The sequence below is a fragment of the Mesorhizobium sp. M0514 genome (assembly GCF_040321145.1).
In the GTDB taxonomy this organism is placed as follows: domain Bacteria; phylum Pseudomonadota; class Alphaproteobacteria; order Rhizobiales; family Rhizobiaceae; genus Mesorhizobium.
Genome location: NZ_JAMYQZ010000032.1, coordinates 42,280 through 63,627, shown reverse-complemented (window position 1 = coordinate 63,627; position 21,348 = coordinate 42,280). Strand labels below are relative to the sequence as shown.

Below are 21,348 nucleotides of genomic sequence, written 5' to 3'. Positions count from 1 at the left end.
CGGGCGCTTCAGCCCGCCCGGACGCCAAATTCCACCCTCCCGGAAAGTATCTGAACGGATGATCCTGTCGCGCACTCTCGGCCTCATGCTGGTGTTCCTGGTGGCAAGCCTGTTGCCGTCGAACGCAGCCGAAGCCGATCTGCGCGCCATCGTCGCCAAATTCGCCACCGGCACCGGCTTTTCCGCCACGGAGGCCGTCGTGCGCGAGCTTGCCGCCACCGGCGATCCGCTGGTCGAGCGCCCGCTTGCAGCGCTCGCCGAAGGCAACCTTTACATCCGTAAAGCCGATTCAGCCGTCTTCGTCGGCAGTGAGGCCGCCGACAGCGTCACGCTGCTCGACCCGCTGAGTGGCGGGAAAGCCGGCGACGCCGCCAAGGCCGACATCACGAAGATCAAGGTCAACAACACGCTGCGCCGCGTCATCCGCGATGCGCTGGGAACGCTGACGTTGCGCGCGAAAGATCCTTCTGTCCGCATCGCCGCCGCCGACACCATGTTCAAGACCCCCGATGCCGCCAATATCGAGCCGCTCGATGCAGCCATCGCCGCCGAGACCGACGCCAAGGTCAAGGCATTGTTCGAACAGGCGCGCGCGGCATCGGTGCTGGTCTCCGATAAGCCGGAGGCCGACAAGCTTGCCGCCATTGCCCTGATCGGCGCGCGCGGCGACCGCGACGCGGTCTCGCTGCTCACCGCGGTCGAGGCCAATGCGCAAGGCGCGGTCAAGGATGCCGCGACGGCGGCAATCGCCAGCATCAATTCGAGCCTGGCGCTGTGGGATGCCGGCCAGAACATATGGTACGGCATCTCGCTTGGCTCGGTGCTGCTGCTGGCCGCCATCGGCCTCGCCATCACCTTCGGCGTCATGGGCGTCATCAACATGGCGCATGGCGAGATGGTGATGCTCGGCGCCTACACCACCTTCGTCGTCCAGCAGGTGATCCGAACCTCATTCCCCGGCCTGTTCGACTGGTCGCTGGTGATCGCGCTGCCGCTCGCCTTCCTGGTTGCCGCTTCCGTCGGCCTGATCATCGAGCGCGGCGTCATCCGTTTCCTCTACGGCCGGCCGCTGGAAACGCTGCTCGCAACCTGGGGCGTCTCGCTTGTCCTGCAGCAGGCGGTGCGCTCGATCTTCGGACCGACCAACCAGGAGGTCGGCAACCCCTCCTGGATGTCGGGATCGTTCGATGTCGGCCAACTCGCCGTCACCTGGAACCGCCTCTGGATCCTGGTCTTCGCGCTCACCGTCTTCGGCGTGCTGCTCTTTGTCATGAAGCGCACGCCCTGGGGTCTGCAGATGCGCGCCGTCACCGCCAACCGCCGCATGGCCGCCTCGATGGGTATCAGGACGCCTTGGGTCGATGCGCTGACCTTTGCGCTCGGCTCCGGCATTGCCGGCATTGCCGGCGTCGCGCTCAGCCAGATCGACAATGTCTCGCCCAATCTCGGCCGCGGCTACATCATCGACAGTTTCATGGTCGTCGTCTTCGGCGGCGTCGGCAATCTCTGGGGCACGCTGGTCGGCGCCTTCTCGCTCGGCATCGTCAACAAGGTTCTCGAACCCTATGCCGGCGCGGTGCTCGGCAAGATCGTCGTGCTGGTGCTGATCATCCTGTTCATCCAGAAGCGCCCGCGCGGCCTGTTCGCGCTCAAGGGCAGGGCGGTGGAAACATGATCACGGGACGCTTCTTCGCCGCGGGTGCCGACCGTCGCATCGCCATCACTATTTTCATCCTGCTGACGGCCGCCATTATCGTGCCGCTGCTCAACCTCGCACTGTCGCCGCAAAGCGCGTTCTATATTCCGTCCTACATCGTCGCGTTGACGGGCAAGTACCTCTGCTATGCATTGCTTGCCTTGGCGCTCGATCTCGTCTGGGGCTATTGCGGCATCCTCTCGCTCGGCCATGGCGCCTTCTTCGCCCTCGGCGGCTATGCGATGGGCATGTACCTCATGCGCCAGATCGGCTCGCGCGGCGTTTACGGCAATCCGATCCTGCCCGATTTCATGGTGTTCCTGAACTACAAGGAATTGCCCTGGTTCTGGACCGGTTTCGACCACTTCTGGTTCGCCGCCATCATGGTGCTGGCGGTGCCCGGCCTGCTCGCCTTCGTCTTCGGCTGGTTCGCCTTCCGCAGCCGCGTCACCGGCGTCTATCTCTCCATCATCACCCAGGCGATGACCTACGCGCTGCTGCTCGCCTTCTTCCGCAACGACATGGGTTTCGGCGGCAACAACGGCTTGACCGATTTCAAGGATATTCTGGGCTTCAACGTGCAGGCCGACGCCACCCGCTCGGCCCTGTTTGCCGCCAGCGCCATCATACTCGCGCTCGCCGTCTTCATCACCTGGGCGATCGTCGGCTCCAAATACGGCAAGCTGCTGATGGCGGTGCGCGACGCCGAGAGCCGCACCCGCTTCCTCGGCTGGCGGGCGGAGAACGTGAAGCTGTTTGCCTTCACCGTCTCGGCTGTCATGGCCGGCATCGCCGGCGCGCTCTATGTGCCGCAGGTCGGTATCATCAATCCCGGCGAATTCGAGCCGTCCAATTCCATCGAAGTCGTGATCTGGGCAGCCGTCGGTGGGCGCGGCACCATTGTCGGCCCGATCGTCGGCGCGCTGCTGGTCAACGCCGGCAAATCCTGGTTCACCGGCCTGCTGCCGGAGTTCTGGCTGTTTGCGCTCGGCGGCCTGTTCGTCGCCGTAACCCTGTTCCTGCCCAAGGGCATCGTCGGCATGTGGGATTCCTGGCGCGGTAACGCTCGGGCGATGCGGGCTGCAGCGATTGCAGAGGAAGCGGGCACAGACCCTGATGCCGCGCCGCCATTGAAGATCGTGCGCAGCGCAGCAACGACGCCCGGTGCCTGGTCCGCGTCCGGGCCTGAACCGCAGCCGGCGGAATAGAGCGATGTCGAAGTCCAACACCATCCTCTATCTCGACGGCGTCTCGGTCTCCTTCGACGGTTTCCGCGCCATCAACAATCTGTCGCTGGTGCTCGACAAGGGCGAGATGCGCGCCATCATCGGTCCCAACGGCGCCGGCAAGACGACGATGATGGACATCGTCACCGGCAAGACCCGGCCCGACGAGGGCGAAGTGTTCTTCGACGGCCAGGTCGATCTGACCCGGCACGACGAGGCGGAGATCGCCATGATGGGCATCGGCCGCAAATTCCAGAAGCCGACCGTCTTCGAAAGCCACAGCGTCGAAGACAATCTGATGCTGGCGCTGAAGGGCCCGCGCTCGATCTTTCCGGCGCTGTTCCATCGCCGCTCGGCCGCCGGAGCCAGACAGATCGACGACATCCTCGGCATCATCAGGCTGGGCGACAAGCGCCACGATCTGGCAGCCAATCTCAGCCATGGCCAGAAACAGTGGCTGGAGATCGGCATGCTGCTGGCGCAGGACCCGAAGCTGCTTTTGGTTGACGAGCCGGTCGCAGGGATGACCGATGCCGAGACCGAGGAAACCGCGCGGCTGCTCAAGGACATAGCGCGCGACCATTCGGTCATCGTCGTCGAGCACGACATGCATTTCGTGCGCGAACTCGGCGTCAAGGTCACCTGCCTGCATGAGGGCTCGGTGCTGTCGGAAGGCTCGCTCGATTTCGTCTCGGCCGACGAGCGGGTCGTCGAAGTTTATCTCGGGAGATGAGCATGGTCTGGCGGGTGCAATTCCATCGCTTCGACTTTTCGTTCCTCCGCTTCTGGAGAAGGCGCTGACATGCTCGAAGTTTCCAACGCCACGCTCCATTACGGCGCTGCTCAGGCGTTGCGCGGTGTGTCGCTGACGGCGGGTGCCGGCAAGATCACCTGCGTGCTCGGCCGCAACGGCGTCGGCAAGACCAGTTTGATGAGATCGATCGTCGGCCACCACCGGCTGACGAGCGGAAGCGTTGCCTTCGAGGGGAAGGCGCTCGACCGGAGCGCGGCGTATGATCGCGCCCGGTCGGGCATCGCATTCGTACCGCAGGGCAGGGAGATCTTTCCGCTGCTGACGGCGCGCGAAAACCTGGAGTCCGGCTTTGCGCCGTTGAAGCGCGCCGACCGCAACGTGCCGGCGCATGTCTTCGAACTGTTTCCGGTGCTGAAGCAGATGCTGGGGCGGCGCGGCGGCGATCTCTCAGGCGGCCAGCAGCAGCAGCTCGCCATCGGCCGGGCGCTCGTCATGCGGCCGAAACTGCTGGTGCTCGACGAGCCGACCGAAGGCATCCAGCCCTCGATCATCAAGGACATCGGCCGCGCCATCCGCTATCTGCGCGACCAGGCCGGTATCGCCGTTCTGCTGGTCGAGCAATATCTGGATTTCTGCCGCGAGCTCGCTGACGAGGTCAACATCATGGACCGCGGCCAGATCGTCCACACCGGCCCGGCCGAAGATCTCGACCGGGCGGACGTCAGGAAGTTTCTGACGGTTTAACGCAGGTCGACGGCTGCACGGATCGTACACGTCGAAGATTGGCTGAAATGCCCACAATCACTTCGTCATTCTAGGGCGGAGCCAAGGAGCGGAGCGACGCGCGCAGACCCTAGAATCCATGCCGCGACATCAGCCAAAGAGTGCCGCGATGCAGAACAAGATCGCTTCTGCGGCACATTGGCATTCCACATTCTGCACCGTTAATGACGCTTCTTCGTCCCGGCATGGATCCCTGGGTCTTCGCTCCGCTTCGCGTCGCTACGCCCAAGGATGATGAAGTCGCGAAGGTCCGCACCCGTTGCGTCGGACTTTCGTCCGAGGCCGCCACACTCTGGCACGCCGAATACTGCATGCTAGTCTTTCCTAGGCCTCGGTGAGTCGGCCGCTTCCGTATCAGTCTGGTTCTGTAGCAGATCGAGGGAATATGCTGGCTCAGCCTGCAAGTTCCACGCAAGCAAGCCACCCTAGCTTCCCTCGCAGTTCTGATTGTCGGTCAATGCGTTCAGATAATCTTGCCAGGAGAATAGGGCTATGGAACGGTTCGTCGAGGACCACCAGAAACGACGGCTGACAGAGCGTGTCGACATCATCACCGCCATCAACATTCTGCGCTCGCAAGGCTACCAGCAGGATGAGCTGATCGGCGAAATCACCAAGGTTTTCTACGTCGACCTCGACACTTACAACGAGATCGTCATAGCGGCCTAAAAGCGCGTCGCGCCTGAACGGCCTCATGCGACGCGCTTTGGGGTGTTGTTTTACGTGTGGTGAGGTTCAGGCCGGCTGAATATCAGCCCAGCCTACCCGGCGCGCCGGAAGGCGAGCACACGGTTGCGGCCGCCGCGCTTGGCGCCGTAAAGCGCTTTGTCGGCGGCGCTGAGCACCTTGTCGAATTTGGTGCCGCCCTCGCTGCCGAAGGCGTAGCCGGCGCTGACGGTGCAGGACAGCAGGCGGGTCTCGGTATCGATCCGGCGCATGGCAAAACTGGCCCGGATCCGCTCGGCTATGAATTCCACCTTTTCAGGCAAGGTGCGATCGAGCACCAATGCAAATTCCTCTCCGCCCATGCGCGCGGCGACATCGCCCGGCTGGAGATTGGCGGTCAAATCCTTGGCGAACAGTTTCAGCACCTCGTCGCCGGTGGCATGGCCGAACTCGTCATTTATCGCCTTGAAGCCGTCGAGATCGAACACGATCACGGCGGTGAAGGACCGGACAGGTGTTTTGCCGTGCAGGTCGAACAAAGCGCGCCGGTTGAGCAGTCCGGTCAGCGGATCGGTCAGCGCTTCGCGGCGATGATACTGCGCCAGGCGTCCCTGGTTGAGCGCCAGCGAGAGCGCGCCGATGCCGGTCATGCACGCGATGACGACGATGAGGCTGAAATCCTCGGCCCAGTTGCTCGGCGCATGGCCAAGCACCAGCCTGCCATCCCAGACAAGTGCACCGGAGCACAGCACGAAGGAAATTGCGGTGGCTGTGTAGAGCCCGGCAATGCCGAGGATCGGGGCAGGGAATTCGGTGCGGCCCTTCCAGTATTCATAGGCCGTCGCAAACAGTAGCAGCGCGGCGAAGGCATTCTCCAGCATGAAGCCCAGCCCGTCATAGCCAAGCGCCATCGGCGGCAAGGCGACTGCCAGCGAGACGCCGGCGCCGACAGCAATGCGGGGCAGCGGTGACCTCCCTGTCGTGAACTGATGGGCAGCGCCCAGCATGGTCGCGAAGCCGAGCAGCAGGAACGTGAAGCTGGCGAGGCCGAGCAGGCGTCCGGGCGCGTCGATATAGGCCTGGTAGGCGAAGACGTCGGCAACGATAAGAAGCACGCTGACCGCCCATGTCAGCAGGAATCTTTCCGAGCGCGCGGTAAGCCAGATGCCGAACAGCGTCAGGCCGAGGCAAGCGGCGGAAAACCCGACAGCCAACAGAAGGGAACTGTAGTCGAGCGACATGCCCTCGTCCTTGCGCGCGGCGGCCGGCCTCTAGAAAGGACCCGCACCGGATTTATGCAGGAAGGAGGTATCGATAAGGTTACGATGCGCATAAGCTATCACGCTTCGGTTGATCGTAGCAATTCTGGGTTGAAACCCTTTTCAAGGGAAAGAGCTACCCGGTTTTCCGGGAAAACCGGTCCGCACTTTTCCTGGAATTGCTCCTAATGCATGTCGCTCAGAAGTGTGCCGCGGTTCTGGGACAACGGCATGCATCAAGACAAAGACTTAAATCGCGTCGTATGAATCCGTTTCAGCGCGACGCGCTTTAACCGATCAGCTCACCCTCTTCATCAGCGCCATGGCGCCGAACGGCGCGCGCACCTTGCCCTCGGTGATGAAGTAGACGAACACATCGCGCGGTTTCACCGGCGCGTCGAAAGTCGGATCGGCGCGCCGCAGATCGGCCGGCTGCTTGCCTTGCGCCCAGGTCTTCACCCGCGCTGCCCATTCGTCCAGGCCCTTCGGCGTATAGCAATCCGGATTGTCGTCGCTGCCGGTCTGCAGCCGCGCATAGATAAAATCGCCGGTGATGTCGGCGATACCAGGATATTTGGCATGGTCGGCATAGACGATCGCCGCCTTGTATTTGCGCGCCAGGCTCACAAATTCCGGCACGCTGAAACTGTCGTTGCGCACTTCCAGCGCATGGCGCAGCGCCACGCCATCCTGCTTTTCCGGCAGCAGCTTCAGGAAGGCCTCGAAATCATTGGCGTCGAACTTTTTCGTCGGCGCGAACTGCCACAGGATCGGGCCCAGCTTGTCGCCCAGCGCGGCAATGCCGGAGCCGAGGAAGCGCGTCATGGACTCGCCGGCTTCGCCAAGCACGCGCCGGTTGGTGACGAAGCGATTGCCCTTCAGCGAATAGACGAAACCGTCCGGCGCCTCGCCCGCCCATTTGACGAAGGTCGGCTCCTTGAAGCTGGAATAGTAGGTGCCGTTGACCTCGATGCTCGGTACCTGGCGGGTGGCGTAACTTAGCTGTTTGGCCTTGGAAAGCTTGTCCGGGTAGAAAGACGTATCCCAGGGTTCGAAAGTCCAGCCGCCCATCCCGGCGCGGATTGTTCCTTGGCTGATCATCGTCTTCCTCCCAGTTCTAAAAATGCGGTCAGGCTATTTTTCCAACCGGTTTGATCATGTCGACCACGGTCCATCCGGGACGGTGGGGATTGGCTCGGCGGCCCGTTTCGTGGAAGCCATAGGCCGTATAGATCTCGATGTTCCGCTCCATGCGCGAATTGGTGTAGAGCCGCACCTCCGGCACACCCCATAGCCGCGCCTGTTCCTGGGCGAAGTCGAGCAGCGCGGTACCGAGTTTCCTCCCCTGAAAAGCGGGGGAGACCGCGACGCTGAAGATCATCGCATGATCGGGGTGGCGCTCAATAACGATCAGCCCGGCGAGCTCAGCGTCGCTCTCCAGCAGCCAGACCTCGCCTCGCTCGATGCGTGGCGCATAGCCCTCGGTGACTGGGATCGGCGGCGCGCCGAACAAGGCGGTGTAATGCCCATAGGCGGCTTCCGTCAGCGAAACGACTCCGTCGAGATCACCGGCAAGCGCCTGTCGGACTGTCATTCAAAGCTCTCCAGGCGCCCGGCCGGTCTGCCAGTCACTCCGCCGCTTCGCGCTTGCCTCCGGGGCGCCGTTCCAGCAGTTCCTTCAGGAAGTGGCCGGTGTAGCTGCGCTTTTCGCGCACGATCGCTTCCGGTGTGCCTTGGGCAACCAGCTCGCCGCCGCCATCGCCGCCTTCGGGGCCGAGGTCGAGCACCCAGTCGGCGGTCTTGATGACTTCGAGATTGTGCTCGATCACCACCACCGTGTTGCCCTGGTCGACCAGTTCGTGCAGCACTTCCAGCAACTTGGCGACGTCGTGGAAGTGCAGGCCGGTGGTCGGCTCGTCGAGGATGTAGAGCGTCTTGCCGGTCGCCTTGCGCGACAATTCCTTGGCGAGCTTGATACGCTGCGCCTCGCCGCCCGACAGCGTCGTCGCCTGCTGGCCGATATGGATGTAGCCGAGGCCGACCTGCTTCAGCGTCTCCAGCTTGTCGCGCACCCCGGGCACGGCGGCAAAGAAATCGACGCCTTCCTCGACCGTCATGTCCAGGACGTCGGCGATCGACTTGCCCTTGAACAGGACGTCGAGCGTCTCGCGGTTGTAGCGCTTGCCGTGGCAGACGTCGCACGTGACGTAGACGTCGGGCAGGAAGTGCATCTCGATCTTGATGACGCCGTCGCCCTGGCAGGCCTCGCAGCGGCCGCCCTTCACGTTGAAGGAGAAGCGGCCCGGCTGATAGCCGCGGGCCTTGGCCTCGGGCAACCCGGCAAACCAGTCGCGGATCGGTGTGAAGGCGCCGGTGTAGGTGGCCGGGTTCGAACGCGGTGTGCGGCCGATCGGCGACTGGTCGATGTCGATGACCTTGTCGAGGAATTCGAGGCCCTCGATGCGGTCGTGATCGGCCGGATGCTCGCGCGAGCCCATGATGCGGCGCGACGCCGCCTTGAACAGCGTCTCGATCAGGAAGGTCGATTTGCCGCCGCCAGACACGCCGGTGACGGCGGTAAAAGTGCCGAGCGGGATTTCGGCAGTGACGTTCTTGAGATTGTTGCCGCGCGCGCCGACGATCTTCAGCCGGCGGTTTTTCTTGGCCTCGCGCCTGACACCGGGCGTGGCGACTTCGAGCGCGCCCGACAGATATTTACCGGTGATCGAGTTGGGATTGGCCATCACCTGCTGCGGCGTGCCCTGGGCGATGATCTCGCCGCCATGAATGCCGGCGGCCGGACCCATGTCGACGACATAATCGGCATGCAGGATGGCGTCTTCGTCATGCTCGACGACGATCACCGTGTTGCCGATGTCGCGCAGATGCTTGAGCGTGTCAAGCAGGCGGGCATTGTCGCGTTGGTGCAGGCCGATCGACGGCTCGTCCAGCACATAGAGCACGCCGGTGAGGCCGGAGCCGATTTGCGACGCCAGACGAATGCGCTGGCTCTCGCCGCCCGACAGCGTGCCGGAATTGCGCGACAGCGTCAGATAGTCGAGGCCGACATCGTTGAGGAAGCGCAGGCGGTCACGGATTTCCTTGAGAACGCGCACCGCGATCTCGTTCTGCTGGTCGTTGAGATGTGGCGGCAGTTCGGTGAACCACTGGTCGGCCTTGCGGATCGACAGCTCTGTGACTTCGCCGATATGCTTGCCGGCGATCTTCACCGCCAGCGCTTCCGGCTTCAGCCGGTATCCCTTGCAGACCGGGCAGGGCGTCGCCGACATGAAGCGCTCGATCTCCTCGCGCATCCAGGCGGATTCGGTTTCCTTCCACCGCCGTTCGAGATTGGGAATGACGCCCTCGAACGTCTTGGTGGTCTTGTAGGAGCGCAGGCCGTCATCATATTGGAAGGTGACCTCGCGCTCGCCGGTGCCACGCAGGACGGCATCCTTTGCCTCTTCGGTCAGGTCTTTGAACTTGTCGCCGAGCTTGAAGCCGTATGCCTTGCCCAGCGCTTCCAGCGTCTGCGCATAATAGGGCGAGGTCGATTTCGCCCACGGGCTGACGGCGCCGTCGCGCAGCGAGACGTTTTCGTCCGGCACGATCAGGCTGGCGTCGATGGCGCGCTGATTGCCGAGGCCGTCGCAGGTCGGGCAGGCGCCGAACGGGTTGTTGAACGAGAACAGCCTGGGCTCGATCTCCGGAATGGTGAAGCCGGAAACCGGGCAGGCGAATTTTTCCGAGAACAGGATGCGCTCATGCGTCTCGTTCTTCGATTTGTTGACCGAGTCCTCGCCGGTCTGGCTGGCGTCGAGCGGCCGATCGGCGAACTCGGCCACCGCCAGCCCTTCCGCCAGCTTGAGCGCCGTTTCGATGGAATCGGCAAGCCGTGTCGCCAGGTCACCGCGCACGACGATGCGGTCGACGACGACGTCGATGTCGTGCTTGTACTTCTTGTCCAGCGCCGGCACGTCGGCGATCTCGTAGAAGACGCCGTCGACCTTGACGCGCTGAAAGCCCTTCTTCTGCAGCTCCAGCAGTTCCTTGCGATATTCGCCCTTGCGGCCGCGCACGATCGGCGCCAGCAGGAAAAGGCGCGTGCCTTCCTCGACAGCCAGCACCCGGTCGACCATCTGGCTGACCGTCTGGCTTTCGATCGGCAGGCCGGTCGCCGGCGAATAGGGGATGCCGACGCGCGCGAACAGCAGGCGCATGTAGTCGTAGATCTCGGTGACGGTGCCGACTGTCGAGCGTGGGTTCTTCGACGTGGTCTTTTGCTCGATCGAGATGGCCGGCGACAGCCCGTCGATCTGGTCGACATCCGGCTTCTGCATCATTTCGAGGAACTGGCGCGCATAAGCCGACAGGCTCTCGACGTAACGGCGCTGGCCCTCGGCATAGATGGTGTCGAAAGCAAGCGACGATTTGCCGGAGCCCGACAGGCCGGTCATGACGATCAGGCTGTCACGCGGCAGGTCGAGATCGACATTCTTCAGGTTGTGTTCGCGTGCCCCGCGAATGGAAAGGTATTTATGGTCGGCCATCGCCGGTCGCCGCCTCAGGTCTGGTGTCAGTGGGATCGGCGGGTTTTCCCGGCCATTCCCTATGTAGGTATTTTTGCCGCCACGTCGAGAGACGCCACACTTCTCGACCAAAGCCGTTTAACCGTCTTTCGCGCGAAGGGGCAAGCGGAAAGAACAAAGGCCGAACACGCTCCTGACAAAGCTGTGCAGAAACTGACAAGGGTGTTTCAGAAACTGACCCTGACGTAAGCTCCCGGCGATCACATTTTCCGTAACCGGCTATTCAAGGTTGACGTCGTCGAATCGGGGGCGCACTCTGCCGGAGTCAACGGAGCCGGCCGTCTTTGATGGCCTCGCCGCCCATAGCGGCCTGCGAGACGCCGCAGGTTTTTGCGATTTGTGCTTCGGATTGACACCAGTCGCAACGGACATAGGAGCGGAGCATGACGCCACCGGATAGTCCCTTGAGGCTCCACCTGCTAGTGGAGCCGCGGCGGGCATAAGTGCCAGGTAGTTTCAAGGCATTGGAGTGTATGCGTCCAAACGAACGCATCGCGTCAGTCCAACAAACCACCAGACAAACCGTGACCTGCCGAATCCCACAAAAATCAGAGACGGATAGTCGGATCGTCGGCTGAATGCCGCGAAGCATCCGAAGTCAAAGTCGGTATAACACTACCGGCAGTTTGGATTTGGAATCCAAGAAAAGCCCCGACCGTTAGCGGAAGCAACGGCGGGGCTGTTCTTTTGCGAGGAAGTCGTCGGCGCAGGCTTTCTCTCCCGTATAGTAGCTGGGAGAAGGGGCTACCGGCGCGGCGGCTTGATCCCACCCGTGCCGACATCGACAGTGATGCTGCCGGAAATCTTGACATCGGTGTCGCCGATCTTGAACGTGCCGTTCTCGCCGGCAGGCAGCGCGTCGTCCGGCTCCGGCTGCGGCGCGGGCTTGGCGATGCGGTAGTCGCCGGTCACGCCGGGCAGGGCGCCTTTCCGCGACGTGCTGGTGCTGCCCCCGGCAAAGGCCATGCTCGATGTCGCCGCCGTGATGGCAATGGCTATGGTCAGTCTGTTCAGGTGGTAGCGCATGGCAAGACTATAGTGCCGCGCTCAAGGCGAGGCCAGACCAGCGGCGTTGAAATTGAGGGAACACCGGCCTGCATTCAATCCGCCGATCAGGCCGCCGCCTTTTTGCGGGTGTCGAACACATGGTCGACGAGGCCCCACTCCTTGGCCTCCTTGGCGGTCATGAAGAAATCGCGGTCGAGCGTGCGTTCGACCTCTTCATAGGTGCGGCCGCAATGCTGCGCATACAGTTCCGTCATGTGCCGTTTGGTGCGCAAAATGCCTTCGGCATGGCGCTGGATGTCGGAGGCCTGGCCTTGGAAGCCGCCCAGAGGCTGGTGCAGCACGATGCTGGCGTTGGGGAGCGCGATGCGCCGGCCCGGCGTTCCCGCCATCAGCAGGAACGAGGCCATCGAGGCGGCAAAGCCCATGCACACCGTCGATACCGGGCAACTGACAAATTGCATCGTGTCGTAGATGGCGAAGCCGCTGGTCACCACGCCGCCCGGCGAGTTGATGTAAAGCGAGATCTCCTTGTCGGGGTTTTCGGATTCCAGCGACAGGAGCTGGGCGCAGACCAGCGCCGACATGCCGTCATTGATCTCGCCATTGACGAAGATGATGCGCTCGCGCAGCAGCCGCGAGAAAATGTCGAAGGCGCGTTCGCCGCGGCTCGATTGCTCGATCACCATCGGCACCAGATTGGCAAAGCCGCTCATCTCATTGTCTCCGTTTTGATTTTTCCGGTTCAGGCAGCGCACAGCAACAGGCGTGGCGCGTTGGCGGCGACAGGCGGTTTGGGCTTGTATGCGCGCAGCGAGAGCCGGCAGCCGGCGCCGGCCATCGCAACCGCAGGCGTCAGGACAAACCCGTCATGGACGATGCGCAGATGCGTGCCGCCGGAAACGGTGCGGGCGAGTGTGAAGGTGACGATGCTCTCCAGCTCCTCGCGGTCGGCGTCGCCGGAACGCTCGCGCCAGGAATAGCGCAGCAGGCGCCCCGGTTCGGCATCGAGCACTTCGCACTCGATCGGCTTCTCAGGCCGGGCAAAGGCAAAGCGGCTGCCGGTTTCCGGATTGATGTCGTTCGGCATCATCCATTCCGCCAAGAGGTCCGGCACGGTCAGTGCCCGCCACACCTTTTCCGGTGCGTCCGGCAGATCGCATTCGAAGGCGAGGGCATCTTTGGCGGTCTGCGTCTGCTTTTCGTCGGTCATTGGTCCATGTCCTTCAAAACGGCCTTCAGTCTTTCGATGCGCTCCGGCCAGAATGCGCGGTAGCGTTCGATCCAGCCGAGCAGCGGCTCGAGCCCTTGCGGATCGGCGCGATAGTAGGCGTTGCGGCCGGCGCGTCTTTCGCTGACCAGGCCTGCGCCGCGCAGCACGGCAAGGTGCTGCGACACCGCCGGCTGCGACACGCTCATGCCAGTGCGCAACTCCGACACGCTCATCTCGCCGGAAGTCAGCCGCTCGTAGACGGCGCGTCGCGTCGGGTCGGCCAGGGCGCGAAAAATCTCTGCTTCGATCATGGCAAAAGCATAAGTCGATACTTATCGATTTGGCAAGGGGTGTTTTGAATGCCCGGTATTGATTGGATCCTGCCGGGCCTCTAATCCACGGGGAACAAGATGGGCCGATCATCGCGAGGCAGGAGTAGTATTTATGAATTCCAACGTCGATCTTTCGTCCGCCGAGAACCTCAACGAGGCTCTGAGGCTCTATCGCCGCCTCGTCCTCGGTATAGGCGCCATCGCCGTCATCGGTTTCGTGGCCGTGATCTTGTTGGCCAAGTTGGGTACGGCGCTATCGCCGCCATACGGGATTTACATCTTCGGCGAAGGATTGGGGACCTGGGGCCTGATCGCGGTGGTAGCGGCGCTCGTCGCTCAGGTCTGGTGGCACGGGCGCGCGATCGGGAAATTGCTGAATGACCCGGCTCTGAAATCTGAACCTGCAGTCGGGCTGATGTCGGCACCAACCGTGATCGCACAGCGCGCCCATACCATGGGCATGGAGTGGAGCGGCTTTTTCGGTCCGTTGCGACCAGCTAAAAAACGGCGCTGACGACACCGCTTCTCGCCGCTGCGTGTCAGCTAAATCCACGCGCCCGCGTCGGCGATTGCTGCCATTCCTTGACAATCCGTGGTTAACAGTATAGGAACGAAAAGGGAACAAAAACCTTGTGGGAAAAGCCAGCCGCGGCAAGCCAGGATTGTCCGCGGCCTGTAAGGTGAACGACTTGAAATTTGTTTCGGATGAGCGCGGAGAAGTGTCATGGCGGGTAGCGTCAACAAGGTCATTCTGGTCGGTAACCTCGGCGCGGACCCTGAAATCCGCCGCCTGAATTCTGGTGACCCGGTCGTCAACATCCGCATCGCCACGTCGGAAAGCTGGCGCGACAAGAACTCCGGCGAGCGCAAGGAAAAGACCGAATGGCACAACGTGGTCATTTTCAATGACCAGATCGCCAAGGTCGCCGAGCAGTACCTGAAGAAGGGCATGAAGGTTTACGTCGAAGGCCAGCTGCAGACACGCAAATGGCAGGACCAGACCGGCGCCGACAAGTACACGACCGAAGTCGTGTTGCAGAAATTCCGCGGCGAGCTGCAGATGCTCGATTCTCGCGGCGAGGGCGGCGGTCAGGTCGGCAACTATGCCGGCGGCGGCGGCGCGAGCCGTGGCTCGGATTTCGGCCAGTCTGGCCCCAATGAGAGCTTCAACCGCGGCGGCAACAGCGGTGGCGGCGGTTCCAAGGGCGGCGGTGGCGGCGGCTCGTCGCGCGAACTGGACGACGAAATCCCGTTCTGAGCTGACGATAGTCAGCGATATCTGAGGAGAGGGCGCCATGTCGCTCGGACCGCTTCTGTCGGCGCGCCCTCCCATTCCATGGCACGCCTTCGCGGCCCTTGCCGCGCTGGCCATTGGCGCTACGCAACTGGCACTGCCGAAAGGCACGACGCGCCATCGTGTCGTCGGCTATACCTGGGCGGCGCTGATGCTGGTCGTCGCCATCTCCAGTTTTCTGGATCCAGCAGATACGCCTCGTCGGTCCGTTCAGCCCGATCCATCTCTTGTCGATTTTAGTGTTGATCGCCGTGCCGCTGGCGGTCTGGCACGCGCATATGCATCGGGTCGCCAACATCGCAGGGTCATGATATCGCTGTATGTTTTCGCCCTGATCGGCGCCGGCGTGTTCACGCTGCTGCCAGGGCGGATCATGCACACGGTCGTCTTCGGCCAGTGACGCTTTCTGAAAGGAAGATTGCCGTGAAAGCGCGGATCAAATGGGTCGAGGAGCGCACCTTCGTCGGCGAGTCCGGCAGCGGCCACAAACTGGTGCTGGGGACCGCCCCCGGGCCGGAAGGCAAGACGCCGGGTCCGAGCCCGATGGAACTGGTGCTGATCGGCACCGGCGGCTGCTCGGCCTATGATGTCGTCCACATCCTCGAAAAAGGCCGCGAGGCGATTGAGGACTGTGTTGTCGAACTCGACGCCGACCGGGCCGAAACCGACCCGAAAGTCTTCACCCGCATCCACATGCATTTCATCGTCACGGGCCACGCGCTGTCGCACGACAAGGTCCAGCGCGCCATCAACCTATCGATCGAGAAATACTGCTCGGCCTCGGCCATGCTGGCCAAGACGGCTGTCATCACCCACGATTTCAAGGTCGTCGATACGGCGGTGGAGTAGGGAGTAGGGCTGCCGTTTACCCCGCCATCAGCGCCTTGATGCCATCCGCGACGAACTGAACCGCAAGCGCGGCCAGGATGACGCCGAGCAGGCGGGTCAGGATCGAGCGGCCGGTCTGGCCGAGGATGCGGTCGATGCGCTCCGACAGCACGAACACCAGATAGGTGATGGCAAGACAGACGAAGATGATGCCGACAAGCGCCGCTTGTGCGGCAAAACCCTGGAAAGAGCCCGACAGTAGCACGGTCGCCGAAATCGCACCGGGGCCGGCGATCAGCGGGATCGCCAGCGGGAAGGCCGCGATATTGTGGATCATGTCCTTGGTGATGGCGACGTCGCCGATCTTCTCCTTGCGGTCCTGGCGGCGCTCAAACACCATTTCGAACGCGATGAAGAACAGCAAAAACCCGCCGGCGACGCGGAAAGCCGGCAGCGTGATGCCGAACACCGACAGGATGGACGCCCCGGCCACCGCAAACAGCGCCATCACCAGGAAGCCGATGATCGAGGCGCGCACCGAAACCTGCTGACGTTCCTCGCGGTTCATGCCGCGTGTCACCGCGAGGAAGAGCGGCGCGAGACCTGGCGGGTCGATGGTCACCAGAATGGTGACGAAGGCGTTGAACAGGCTGTCGAAACTCGGCATCGCTGACCCCTCCCGCCGGGCCGGACCCCTGCGCCACGATAGTGGTAGAGCAAAGCCTGGCCGGTGGGAACCGTCTGAGATGCCGATACCGGAGACGCCGGCTATGTTAGGCGGCAGCGTTGCAACAGGCCTCCAGACGATAGCCGTCGGGATCGACGACGAAGGCAGCGTAATAGTTCTCGCCATAGTCGGCGCGCAGGCCCGGCGCGCCATTGTCGCTGCCGTCTGCACGCAAGGCGGCGGCATGGAAGGCAACGACACTCTGCCTCGTCGGCGCGGTAAAGCAGAAATGCAGACCGGACTTCTCGTCCGATGGCACTGGCCGCGCCGCGTCGTTCACCCACAGCGCCACGGTTTGCGCACCATAACCCAGTGAGCCTGGCGACTGGCTGAGGCAGGAATAACCGAGCGGCTTTAGCGCGGCATCGTAGAAGGGCTTCGAAACGTTGGTGTCGCGGACGCCGATCGAGACATGGTCAAGCATGCTTTTTGTCACCTTTTTGCAATATGTTGCGTCATCAGTCGTGGGCGACGCGGCGCGCCAGGAACTCGACTTCGAGACGCCATGTCTTGCCATCGTCGTGCGAACGCTCGCCGAGCCAGCGGAAGCTGTCTTTGGTGATGCGCGAAAAGCTCCAGCGGACCGAGGAACCAGTGCCGTCGGCGCCGACCTGCACAATTGTGTCGCCTTCGGCGCGACCAAGCTGGCGGCTGTAGTATTGGTTTCGCGGGTCGCTCCAGAAGATGTGCCAGGCATCCGAGCCGGGATCATAGGCCCGCAGCGTTGTGCCATAGAAAGTCCATCTGCCGACCGAGGGCGAGGGGCTGGCATCGCGCGCGGGCAGGATCCATACATCCTGGATCGCCCTGCCTTCCAGGACCCAACCGAAATGCACCTCGCCGCGTCCGGTGAGAACCGTGCCGTCCTCGAGATGGCGCGTGGCATCGAATGTCCAGGCGCCGACGAAGCGGCCGTAGAGATCCAGCTTTTCAGCCAGGCCGGGATTGGGGCCGTCGCTATGGAGCGCTTTGGCAAAGGAGGATGTACCGATCATACTTGCTGCCTTCGTTGTGTCAGGAGGCTGCAAGCGATAGGCCCCGACCGGGTGTCGCGCTTGGGAAAAATTGCTATCTTTCAAGCCATGACGACGAGCGAACAAAACCTGGCATCGGGGCAGGGCTGGCATGTGTCCGACGTGCTGTGCACGGCCGGCGCCGGCGACCGCCCGTTCGAGGAGGCGCACGACACCTTCTGCGTTGCCGCTGTCACCAGCGGCACCTTCCGCTACCGCACCAGGCAAGGCGCCGCCATGCTGGCGCCGGGCGCGATCCTGCTCGGCAATGTCGGCGCCTGCTATGAATGCGGGCATGAGCATGGCGCCGGCGACCGTTGCCTGTCCTTCCACTTCGCTCCGGCCTATCTCGACCGCATCGCCAGCGACGTGCCCGGCGCGAGCAAGCTCGCCTTCGGCGTGCCGCATATGCCGCCTTTGCCGGCGCTCGCATCGCTGCTGGCCGAGGCGGAAGCGGCGCGCGAGATGGTCGACATCGACGCCTTTGAGGAGCTTGGCCTGCGAATTGCCGGCGCAGCACTGGCTGTTGCCGGCGCAGCACTGCCTGTGGCCAGCGATGCGGTGCCGGGCGTCCGACCGCCGAGCCGCCGCGACCAGAAACGGGTTGCCGAGGCGGTGCGGCAGATCGAGCTCAATGCCGGCAGGCCGGTCTCGCTTTCCGAGCTTGCCTGCGCGACTGCGACCAGCCCGTATCATTTCCTGCGCACCTTCCGGCAGGTCGCCGGCATGACGCCCTATCAGTTTCTGCTGAGAACCCGGCTGCACCGCGCGGCGGTGCGGCTGCGCATGTCAGGCGATGCCATCTCGGAAATCGCCTTCGAGGCCGGTTTCAACGATTTGTCGACGTTCAATCGCCGTTTCCGGCGCGTCATGGGTGAGACGCCTGGCCACTATCGCTCCCGGCGGGTGGCTACCCGCTGACGCGTCTGTCTGCCTCCAGATACGCTCTTGACTTGGAAAACTGTCCTTCGCAGGCTTTTGCCCCTGGCGGCGGCGAATGCGTTATGGCCAAATCGTCGCAATCAGAGGTATCCATTTGAATTTACCGCTGAAATTGTCGTTGGAAAAGCACCACGAATATTGGAGTTTCGGCCGTGCTTCCTATATAAGCGGTCAATGATTCCTGATTAGATTGTGATCCGATTTGACCGACCAAAAACCCCCGCGCGGCGCCGACGGCGGCCCCACCGGCATCGAGCCCATCTCCATCATCGAGGAGATGCAGAGCTCCTACCTCTCTTATGCCATGAGCGTGATCGTCAGCCGTGCGCTGCCCGATGTGCGCGACGGCCTGAAGCCGGTGCACCGCCGCATTCTCTATGCGGCGCATGAGAGCGGTTACCACTGGAACCGCAAATATGTGAAGTCGGCCCGCCCGGTCGCCGACGTGATGGGCAAATACCATCCGCATGGCGACGCCTCGATCTACGACGCCTTGGTGCGCATGGCGCAGGACTGGTCGCTGCGCGTTCCGCTGATCGACGGGCAGGGTAATTTCGGCTCCATCGACGGCGATCCGCCGGCGGCGATGCGCTACACCGAATCGCGGCTGACCAAGGTCGCACATGAACTCTTGGAGGACATCGACAAGGAAACCGTCGATTTCCAGGAGACTTATGACGCATCCGACACCGAACCGAAGGTGCTGCCGGCCCGCTTCCCCAATCTTCTGGTCAACGGTTCCGGCGGCATCGCCGTCGGCATGGCCACCAACATCCCGCCGCACAATCTGGCCGAGATCTGCAACGGCGCCATCGCCATCATCGACAATCCGGCGATCGATTTGCCGGCGCTGATGGAGATCATTCCGGGTCCCGATTTCCCGACCGGCGGCATCGTGCTCGGCCGTTCCGGCATCTACAGCGCCTATGCGACTGGCCGTGGCTCTATCGTCATGCGCGGCAAGGTCAATGTCGAACAGCGCGGAAACGACCGTGAATCGATCATCATCACGGAAGTCCCGTACCAGGTGAACAAGGCCTCGATGATCGAGAAGATGGCCGAACTGGTGCGCGACAAGCGCATCGAAGGCATTTCCGACATTCGCGACGAAAGCGACCGCCAGGGCTACCGCGTCGTCATCGAGCTGAAGCGCGACGCCGTCGCCGACGTCATTCTCAACCAGCTTTATCGCTTCACGCCGCTGCAAACCTCCTTCGGCGCCAATATGGTGGCGCTGAACGGCGGCAAGCCGGAAGTGATGAACCTGACCGACATGCTAAAGGCATTTGTCGGCTTCCGCGAAGAGGTGATTAGCCGGCGCACGAAGTTCCTGCTGCGCAAGGCGCGTGACCGTGCCCATGTATTGGTCGGTCTCGCCATAGCCGTCGCCAACATCGACGAAGTGATCAAGCTGATCCGCACCGCGCCCGATCCGCAGACGGCGCGCGAGCAGTTGATGGAGCGGCGCTGGCCCTCCGGCGACGTCGAGTCATTGATTCTGCTGATCGACGATCCGCGCCATCGCATCAATGAGGATGGCACCTATAACCTGTCCGAGGAACAGGCGCGCGCCATCCTCGAACTGCGCCTGCAGCGCCTGACTGCGCTCGGCCGTGACGAAATAGCCGACGAGCTGAACACCATCGGCGACGAGATCAAGGATTACCTCGACATTCTGTCGTCCCGCGCCCGCATCCAGCAGATCGTCAAGGACGAGCTTGCCGCCGTGCGCGACGAGTTCGGCACGCCGCGCCGCACCGAGCTCACCGACGGCGGCGCCGACATGGAAGACGAGGATCTGATCCAGCGCGAGGACATGGTCGTCACCGTCAGCCATTCCGGCTACATCAAGCGCGTGCCGCTGTCGCTCTACCGGGCGCAACGCCGCGGCGGCAAGGGCCGCTCCGGCATGTCGACCAAGGAAGAGGATTTCGTCACCCGGCTGTTCGTCGCCAACACGCATACGCCGGTGCTGTTCTTCTCCTCGCGCGGCATCGTCTACAAGGAAAAGGTCTGGCGGCTGCCAATCGGCAATCCGCAGTCGCGCGGCAAGGCGCTGATCAACATGCTGCCGCTGGAGCAGGGCGAGCGCATCACCACCATCATGCCGCTGCCCGAGGACGAGACCAGCTGGGGCGAACTCGACGTCATGTTCGCCACCACGCGCGGCACCGTGCGCCGCAACAAGCTGTCCGAATTCGTCCAGGTCAACCGCAACGGCAAGATCGCCATGAAGCTGGAGGAGGAGGGCGACGAGATCCTCGGCGTCGAGACCTGCACAGACAATGACGATGTGCTTTTGACCGCCAGCTCCGGCCAGTGCATCCGCTTCCGCGTTGGCGATGTGCGCGTCTTCCAGAGCCGCAATTCGGTCGGCGTGCGCGGCATAAGCATGGCCGAGACCGACCGCATCATCTCCATGTCGGTGATCGAGCATGTCGATGCTTCGCCGGCGGAACGCTCCGCCTACCTCAAGCGGGCAGCACTGGAGCGGCGGCTTGCCGCCGAGGTGACCGGCGAGGAAGAAGAGATTGCACTCACCAATGAGGAGATTGGCGAGGAGACCGAGCTTTCCGACAGCCGTTACGAAGAGCTCAAGGCGCATGAGCAATTTGTGCTGACGGTGACCGAATATGGCTACGGCAAGCGCTCGTCATCCTACGATTTCCGCCTGACCGGACGCGGCGGCAAGGGCATCCGCGCCACCGACGTGTCGAAGGTGGCCGAGATCGGCCAGCTGGTGGCGACTTTCCCGGTCGGCAATGACGACCAGATCATGCTGGTTTCGGACGGCGGCACGGTCATCCGGGTGCCGGTCAACGGTATCCGTTTCGCCAGCCGCGCCACCAAGGGCGTGACCATCTTCAACACCGCCGAAGGCGAAAAGGTGGTTTCGGTCGAACGGATCTCGGAGCCGCAGGCCGACGAGGATGTCGAAGAGAGTGTCATTGAGGCCGTGGCCGGAGATGCCGTACCGGACAGCGCCGAATAGGTTTTGACCAACAACGCCGGCCCGATGGG

At 62.8% G+C, this 21,348-nt stretch carries 22 protein-coding genes; 11 read left to right on the top strand and 11 right to left on the bottom strand.

Annotated elements, in window-relative coordinates; all coding sequences use genetic code 11:
• Positions 1–58: 58 nt before the first annotated feature.
• From urtB to NKI61_RS15550, 5 genes are all read left to right on the top strand, one after another.
• Complete coding sequence (gene urtB / locus NKI61_RS15570; protein ID WP_352839993.1) at positions 59–1,675, top strand: urea ABC transporter permease subunit UrtB; 1,617 nt, start codon at positions 59–61, stop codon at positions 1,673–1,675.
• Positions 1,672–2,904: an urea ABC transporter permease subunit UrtC gene (urtC, locus tag NKI61_RS15565; protein WP_352839992.1), complete on the top strand. Its 1,233-nt coding sequence runs from the start codon at positions 1,672–1,674 to the stop codon at positions 2,902–2,904. Before urtB ends, urtC begins: the two co-directional genes overlap by 4 nt.
• Positions 2,905–2,908: 4 nt before the next feature.
• On the top strand, positions 2,909–3,655 hold the full coding sequence (gene urtD / locus NKI61_RS15560; protein WP_023688640.1) for an urea ABC transporter ATP-binding protein UrtD: 747 nt from the start codon (positions 2,909–2,911) through the stop codon (positions 3,653–3,655).
• A 69-nt stretch (positions 3,656–3,724) separates the two neighbouring features.
• The gene (urtE, locus tag NKI61_RS15555; protein WP_352839990.1) at positions 3,725–4,420 is read left to right on the top strand and encodes an urea ABC transporter ATP-binding subunit UrtE; all 696 of its coding nucleotides are present in this window, start codon (positions 3,725–3,727) and stop codon (positions 4,418–4,420) included.
• Positions 4,421–4,951: 531 nt separating this feature from the next.
• Positions 4,952–5,128 (top strand): hypothetical protein, encoded by a 177-nt coding sequence (locus tag NKI61_RS15550; protein WP_023670936.1) that lies wholly within the window; start codon positions 4,952–4,954, stop codon positions 5,126–5,128.
• Positions 5,129–5,220: 92 nt separating this feature from the next.
• On the opposite strand, the gene NKI61_RS15545 is transcribed toward NKI61_RS15550, so the two are convergent.
• From NKI61_RS15545 to NKI61_RS15510, 8 genes are all read right to left on the bottom strand, one after another.
• Positions 5,221–6,366, bottom strand: a complete 1,146-nt coding sequence (locus NKI61_RS15545) for a GGDEF domain-containing protein (protein ID WP_352839988.1) — start codon at positions 6,364–6,366, stop codon at positions 5,221–5,223.
• A 315-nt stretch (positions 6,367–6,681) separates the two neighbouring features.
• Positions 6,682–7,485: a DUF72 domain-containing protein gene (locus tag NKI61_RS15540; protein WP_352839987.1), complete on the bottom strand. Its 804-nt coding sequence runs from the start codon at positions 7,483–7,485 to the stop codon at positions 6,682–6,684.
• Between the two features lie 28 nt (positions 7,486–7,513).
• The gene (locus tag NKI61_RS15535; RefSeq protein WP_023726687.1) at positions 7,514–7,978 is read right to left on the bottom strand and encodes a GNAT family N-acetyltransferase; all 465 of its coding nucleotides are present in this window, start codon (positions 7,976–7,978) and stop codon (positions 7,514–7,516) included.
• Between the two features lie 34 nt (positions 7,979–8,012).
• A complete protein-coding gene (gene uvrA, locus NKI61_RS15530) occupies positions 8,013–10,934 on the bottom strand; it encodes an excinuclease ABC subunit UvrA (protein WP_023739983.1) in 2,922 nt (973 codons plus the stop codon).
• Positions 10,935–11,717: 783 nt separating this feature from the next.
• On the bottom strand, positions 11,718–11,939 hold the full coding sequence (locus NKI61_RS15525) for a hypothetical protein (protein WP_033003135.1): 222 nt from the start codon (positions 11,937–11,939) through the stop codon (positions 11,718–11,720).
• Between the two features lie 146 nt (positions 11,940–12,085).
• Positions 12,086–12,694: an ATP-dependent Clp protease proteolytic subunit gene (locus tag NKI61_RS15520; RefSeq protein ID WP_023734315.1), complete on the bottom strand. Its 609-nt coding sequence runs from the start codon at positions 12,692–12,694 to the stop codon at positions 12,086–12,088.
• A 29-nt stretch (positions 12,695–12,723) separates the two neighbouring features.
• Positions 12,724–13,191, bottom strand: coding sequence for an SRPBCC family protein (locus NKI61_RS15515; RefSeq protein WP_023734316.1), 468 nt, complete (start codon positions 13,189–13,191; stop codon positions 12,724–12,726).
• The gene (locus tag NKI61_RS15510; RefSeq protein WP_023670944.1) at positions 13,188–13,502 is read right to left on the bottom strand and encodes an ArsR/SmtB family transcription factor; all 315 of its coding nucleotides are present in this window, start codon (positions 13,500–13,502) and stop codon (positions 13,188–13,190) included. The genes NKI61_RS15515 and NKI61_RS15510 overlap by 4 nt, the downstream gene beginning before the upstream one ends.
• Before the next feature lie 133 nt (positions 13,503–13,635).
• Here NKI61_RS15510 and NKI61_RS15505 point away from each other — a divergent pair, with 133 nt between their 5' ends.
• The 4 genes from NKI61_RS15505 (at position 13,636) to NKI61_RS15490 (ending at position 15,666) form a co-directional block, all read left to right on the top strand.
• The gene (locus tag NKI61_RS15505; protein ID WP_023734317.1) at positions 13,636–14,037 is read left to right on the top strand and encodes a hypothetical protein; all 402 of its coding nucleotides are present in this window, start codon (positions 13,636–13,638) and stop codon (positions 14,035–14,037) included.
• A 210-nt stretch (positions 14,038–14,247) separates the two neighbouring features.
• Positions 14,248–14,781: a single-stranded DNA-binding protein gene (gene ssb / locus NKI61_RS15500; RefSeq protein WP_023670946.1), complete on the top strand. Its 534-nt coding sequence runs from the start codon at positions 14,248–14,250 to the stop codon at positions 14,779–14,781.
• A gap of 37 nt (positions 14,782–14,818) precedes the next feature.
• On the top strand, positions 14,819–15,217 hold the full coding sequence (locus NKI61_RS15495; RefSeq protein WP_460221574.1) for a DUF2306 domain-containing protein: 399 nt from the start codon (positions 14,819–14,821) through the stop codon (positions 15,215–15,217).
• 23 nt (positions 15,218–15,240) lie between these two features.
• Positions 15,241–15,666, top strand: coding sequence for an OsmC family protein (locus NKI61_RS15490; RefSeq protein ID WP_023734318.1), 426 nt, complete (start codon positions 15,241–15,243; stop codon positions 15,664–15,666).
• A 16-nt stretch (positions 15,667–15,682) separates the two neighbouring features.
• Here the strand turns inward: NKI61_RS15490 and NKI61_RS15485 are convergent, their stop codons facing one another.
• The 3 genes from NKI61_RS15485 to NKI61_RS15475 all read right to left on the bottom strand — a co-directional run bounded on the left by NKI61_RS15485 (position 15,683) and on the right by NKI61_RS15475 (position 17,367).
• Positions 15,683–16,312 (bottom strand): MarC family protein, encoded by a 630-nt coding sequence (locus NKI61_RS15485; RefSeq protein WP_023670949.1) that lies wholly within the window; start codon positions 16,310–16,312, stop codon positions 15,683–15,685.
• A gap of 106 nt (positions 16,313–16,418) precedes the next feature.
• Positions 16,419–16,796: a VOC family protein gene (locus NKI61_RS15480; RefSeq protein WP_023734320.1), complete on the bottom strand. Its 378-nt coding sequence runs from the start codon at positions 16,794–16,796 to the stop codon at positions 16,419–16,421.
• Between the two features lie 34 nt (positions 16,797–16,830).
• On the bottom strand, positions 16,831–17,367 hold the full coding sequence (locus NKI61_RS15475) for a hypothetical protein (protein WP_023734321.1): 537 nt from the start codon (positions 17,365–17,367) through the stop codon (positions 16,831–16,833).
• Positions 17,368–17,454: 87 nt separating this feature from the next.
• Here NKI61_RS15475 and NKI61_RS15470 point away from each other — a divergent pair, with 87 nt between their 5' ends.
• Entirely contained in the window at positions 17,455–18,306 is an 852-nt protein-coding gene (locus NKI61_RS15470) for a helix-turn-helix transcriptional regulator (RefSeq protein WP_352512613.1), read from the top strand.
• A gap of 223 nt (positions 18,307–18,529) precedes the next feature.
• Complete coding sequence (gyrA, locus tag NKI61_RS15465; RefSeq protein WP_023734322.1) at positions 18,530–21,319, top strand: DNA gyrase subunit A; 2,790 nt, start codon at positions 18,530–18,532, stop codon at positions 21,317–21,319.
• Positions 21,320–21,348: the final 29 nt, after the last annotated feature.

Excerpts from the sequence above, each read along its gene's own strand:
- NKI61_RS15475 (WP_023734321.1), bottom strand. The coding sequence starts at position 17,367 with ATGATCGGTACATCCTCCTTTGCCAAAGCGCTCCATAGCGACGGCCCC.
- urtE (WP_352839990.1), top strand. The coding sequence starts at position 3,725 with ATGCTCGAAGTTTCCAACGCCACGCTCCATTACGGCGCTGCTCAGGCG.
- NKI61_RS15540 (WP_352839987.1), bottom strand. The coding sequence starts at position 7,485 with ATGATCAGCCAAGGAACAATCCGCGCCGGGATGGGCGGCTGGACTTTC.
- NKI61_RS15510 (WP_023670944.1), bottom strand. The coding sequence starts at position 13,502 with ATGATCGAAGCAGAGATTTTTCGCGCCCTGGCCGACCCGACGCGACGC.
- NKI61_RS15550 (WP_023670936.1), top strand. The coding sequence starts at position 4,952 with ATGGAACGGTTCGTCGAGGACCACCAGAAACGACGGCTGACAGAGCGT.
- NKI61_RS15485 (WP_023670949.1), bottom strand. The coding sequence starts at position 16,312 with ATGCCGAGTTTCGACAGCCTGTTCAACGCCTTCGTCACCATTCTGGTG.
- ssb (WP_023670946.1), top strand. The coding sequence starts at position 14,248 with ATGGCGGGTAGCGTCAACAAGGTCATTCTGGTCGGTAACCTCGGCGCG.
- NKI61_RS15495 (WP_460221574.1), top strand. The coding sequence starts at position 14,819 with ATGTCGCTCGGACCGCTTCTGTCGGCGCGCCCTCCCATTCCATGGCAC.
- NKI61_RS15505 (WP_023734317.1), top strand. The coding sequence starts at position 13,636 with ATGAATTCCAACGTCGATCTTTCGTCCGCCGAGAACCTCAACGAGGCT.
- NKI61_RS15480 (WP_023734320.1), bottom strand. The coding sequence starts at position 16,796 with ATGCTTGACCATGTCTCGATCGGCGTCCGCGACACCAACGTTTCGAAG.
- NKI61_RS15535 (WP_023726687.1), bottom strand. The coding sequence starts at position 7,978 with ATGACAGTCCGACAGGCGCTTGCCGGTGATCTCGACGGAGTCGTTTCG.
- NKI61_RS15470 (WP_352512613.1), top strand. The coding sequence starts at position 17,455 with ATGACGACGAGCGAACAAAACCTGGCATCGGGGCAGGGCTGGCATGTG.
- urtD (WP_023688640.1), top strand. The coding sequence starts at position 2,909 with ATGTCGAAGTCCAACACCATCCTCTATCTCGACGGCGTCTCGGTCTCC.
- uvrA (WP_023739983.1), bottom strand. The coding sequence starts at position 10,934 with ATGGCCGACCATAAATACCTTTCCATTCGCGGGGCACGCGAACACAAC.
- NKI61_RS15545 (WP_352839988.1), bottom strand. The coding sequence starts at position 6,366 with ATGTCGCTCGACTACAGTTCCCTTCTGTTGGCTGTCGGGTTTTCCGCC.
- NKI61_RS15525 (WP_033003135.1), bottom strand. The coding sequence starts at position 11,939 with ATGGCCTTTGCCGGGGGCAGCACCAGCACGTCGCGGAAAGGCGCCCTG.
- NKI61_RS15515 (WP_023734316.1), bottom strand. The coding sequence starts at position 13,191 with ATGACCGACGAAAAGCAGACGCAGACCGCCAAAGATGCCCTCGCCTTC.
- NKI61_RS15520 (WP_023734315.1), bottom strand. The coding sequence starts at position 12,694 with ATGAGCGGCTTTGCCAATCTGGTGCCGATGGTGATCGAGCAATCGAGC.
- urtC (WP_352839992.1), top strand. The coding sequence starts at position 1,672 with ATGATCACGGGACGCTTCTTCGCCGCGGGTGCCGACCGTCGCATCGCC.
- urtB (WP_352839993.1), top strand. The coding sequence starts at position 59 with ATGATCCTGTCGCGCACTCTCGGCCTCATGCTGGTGTTCCTGGTGGCA.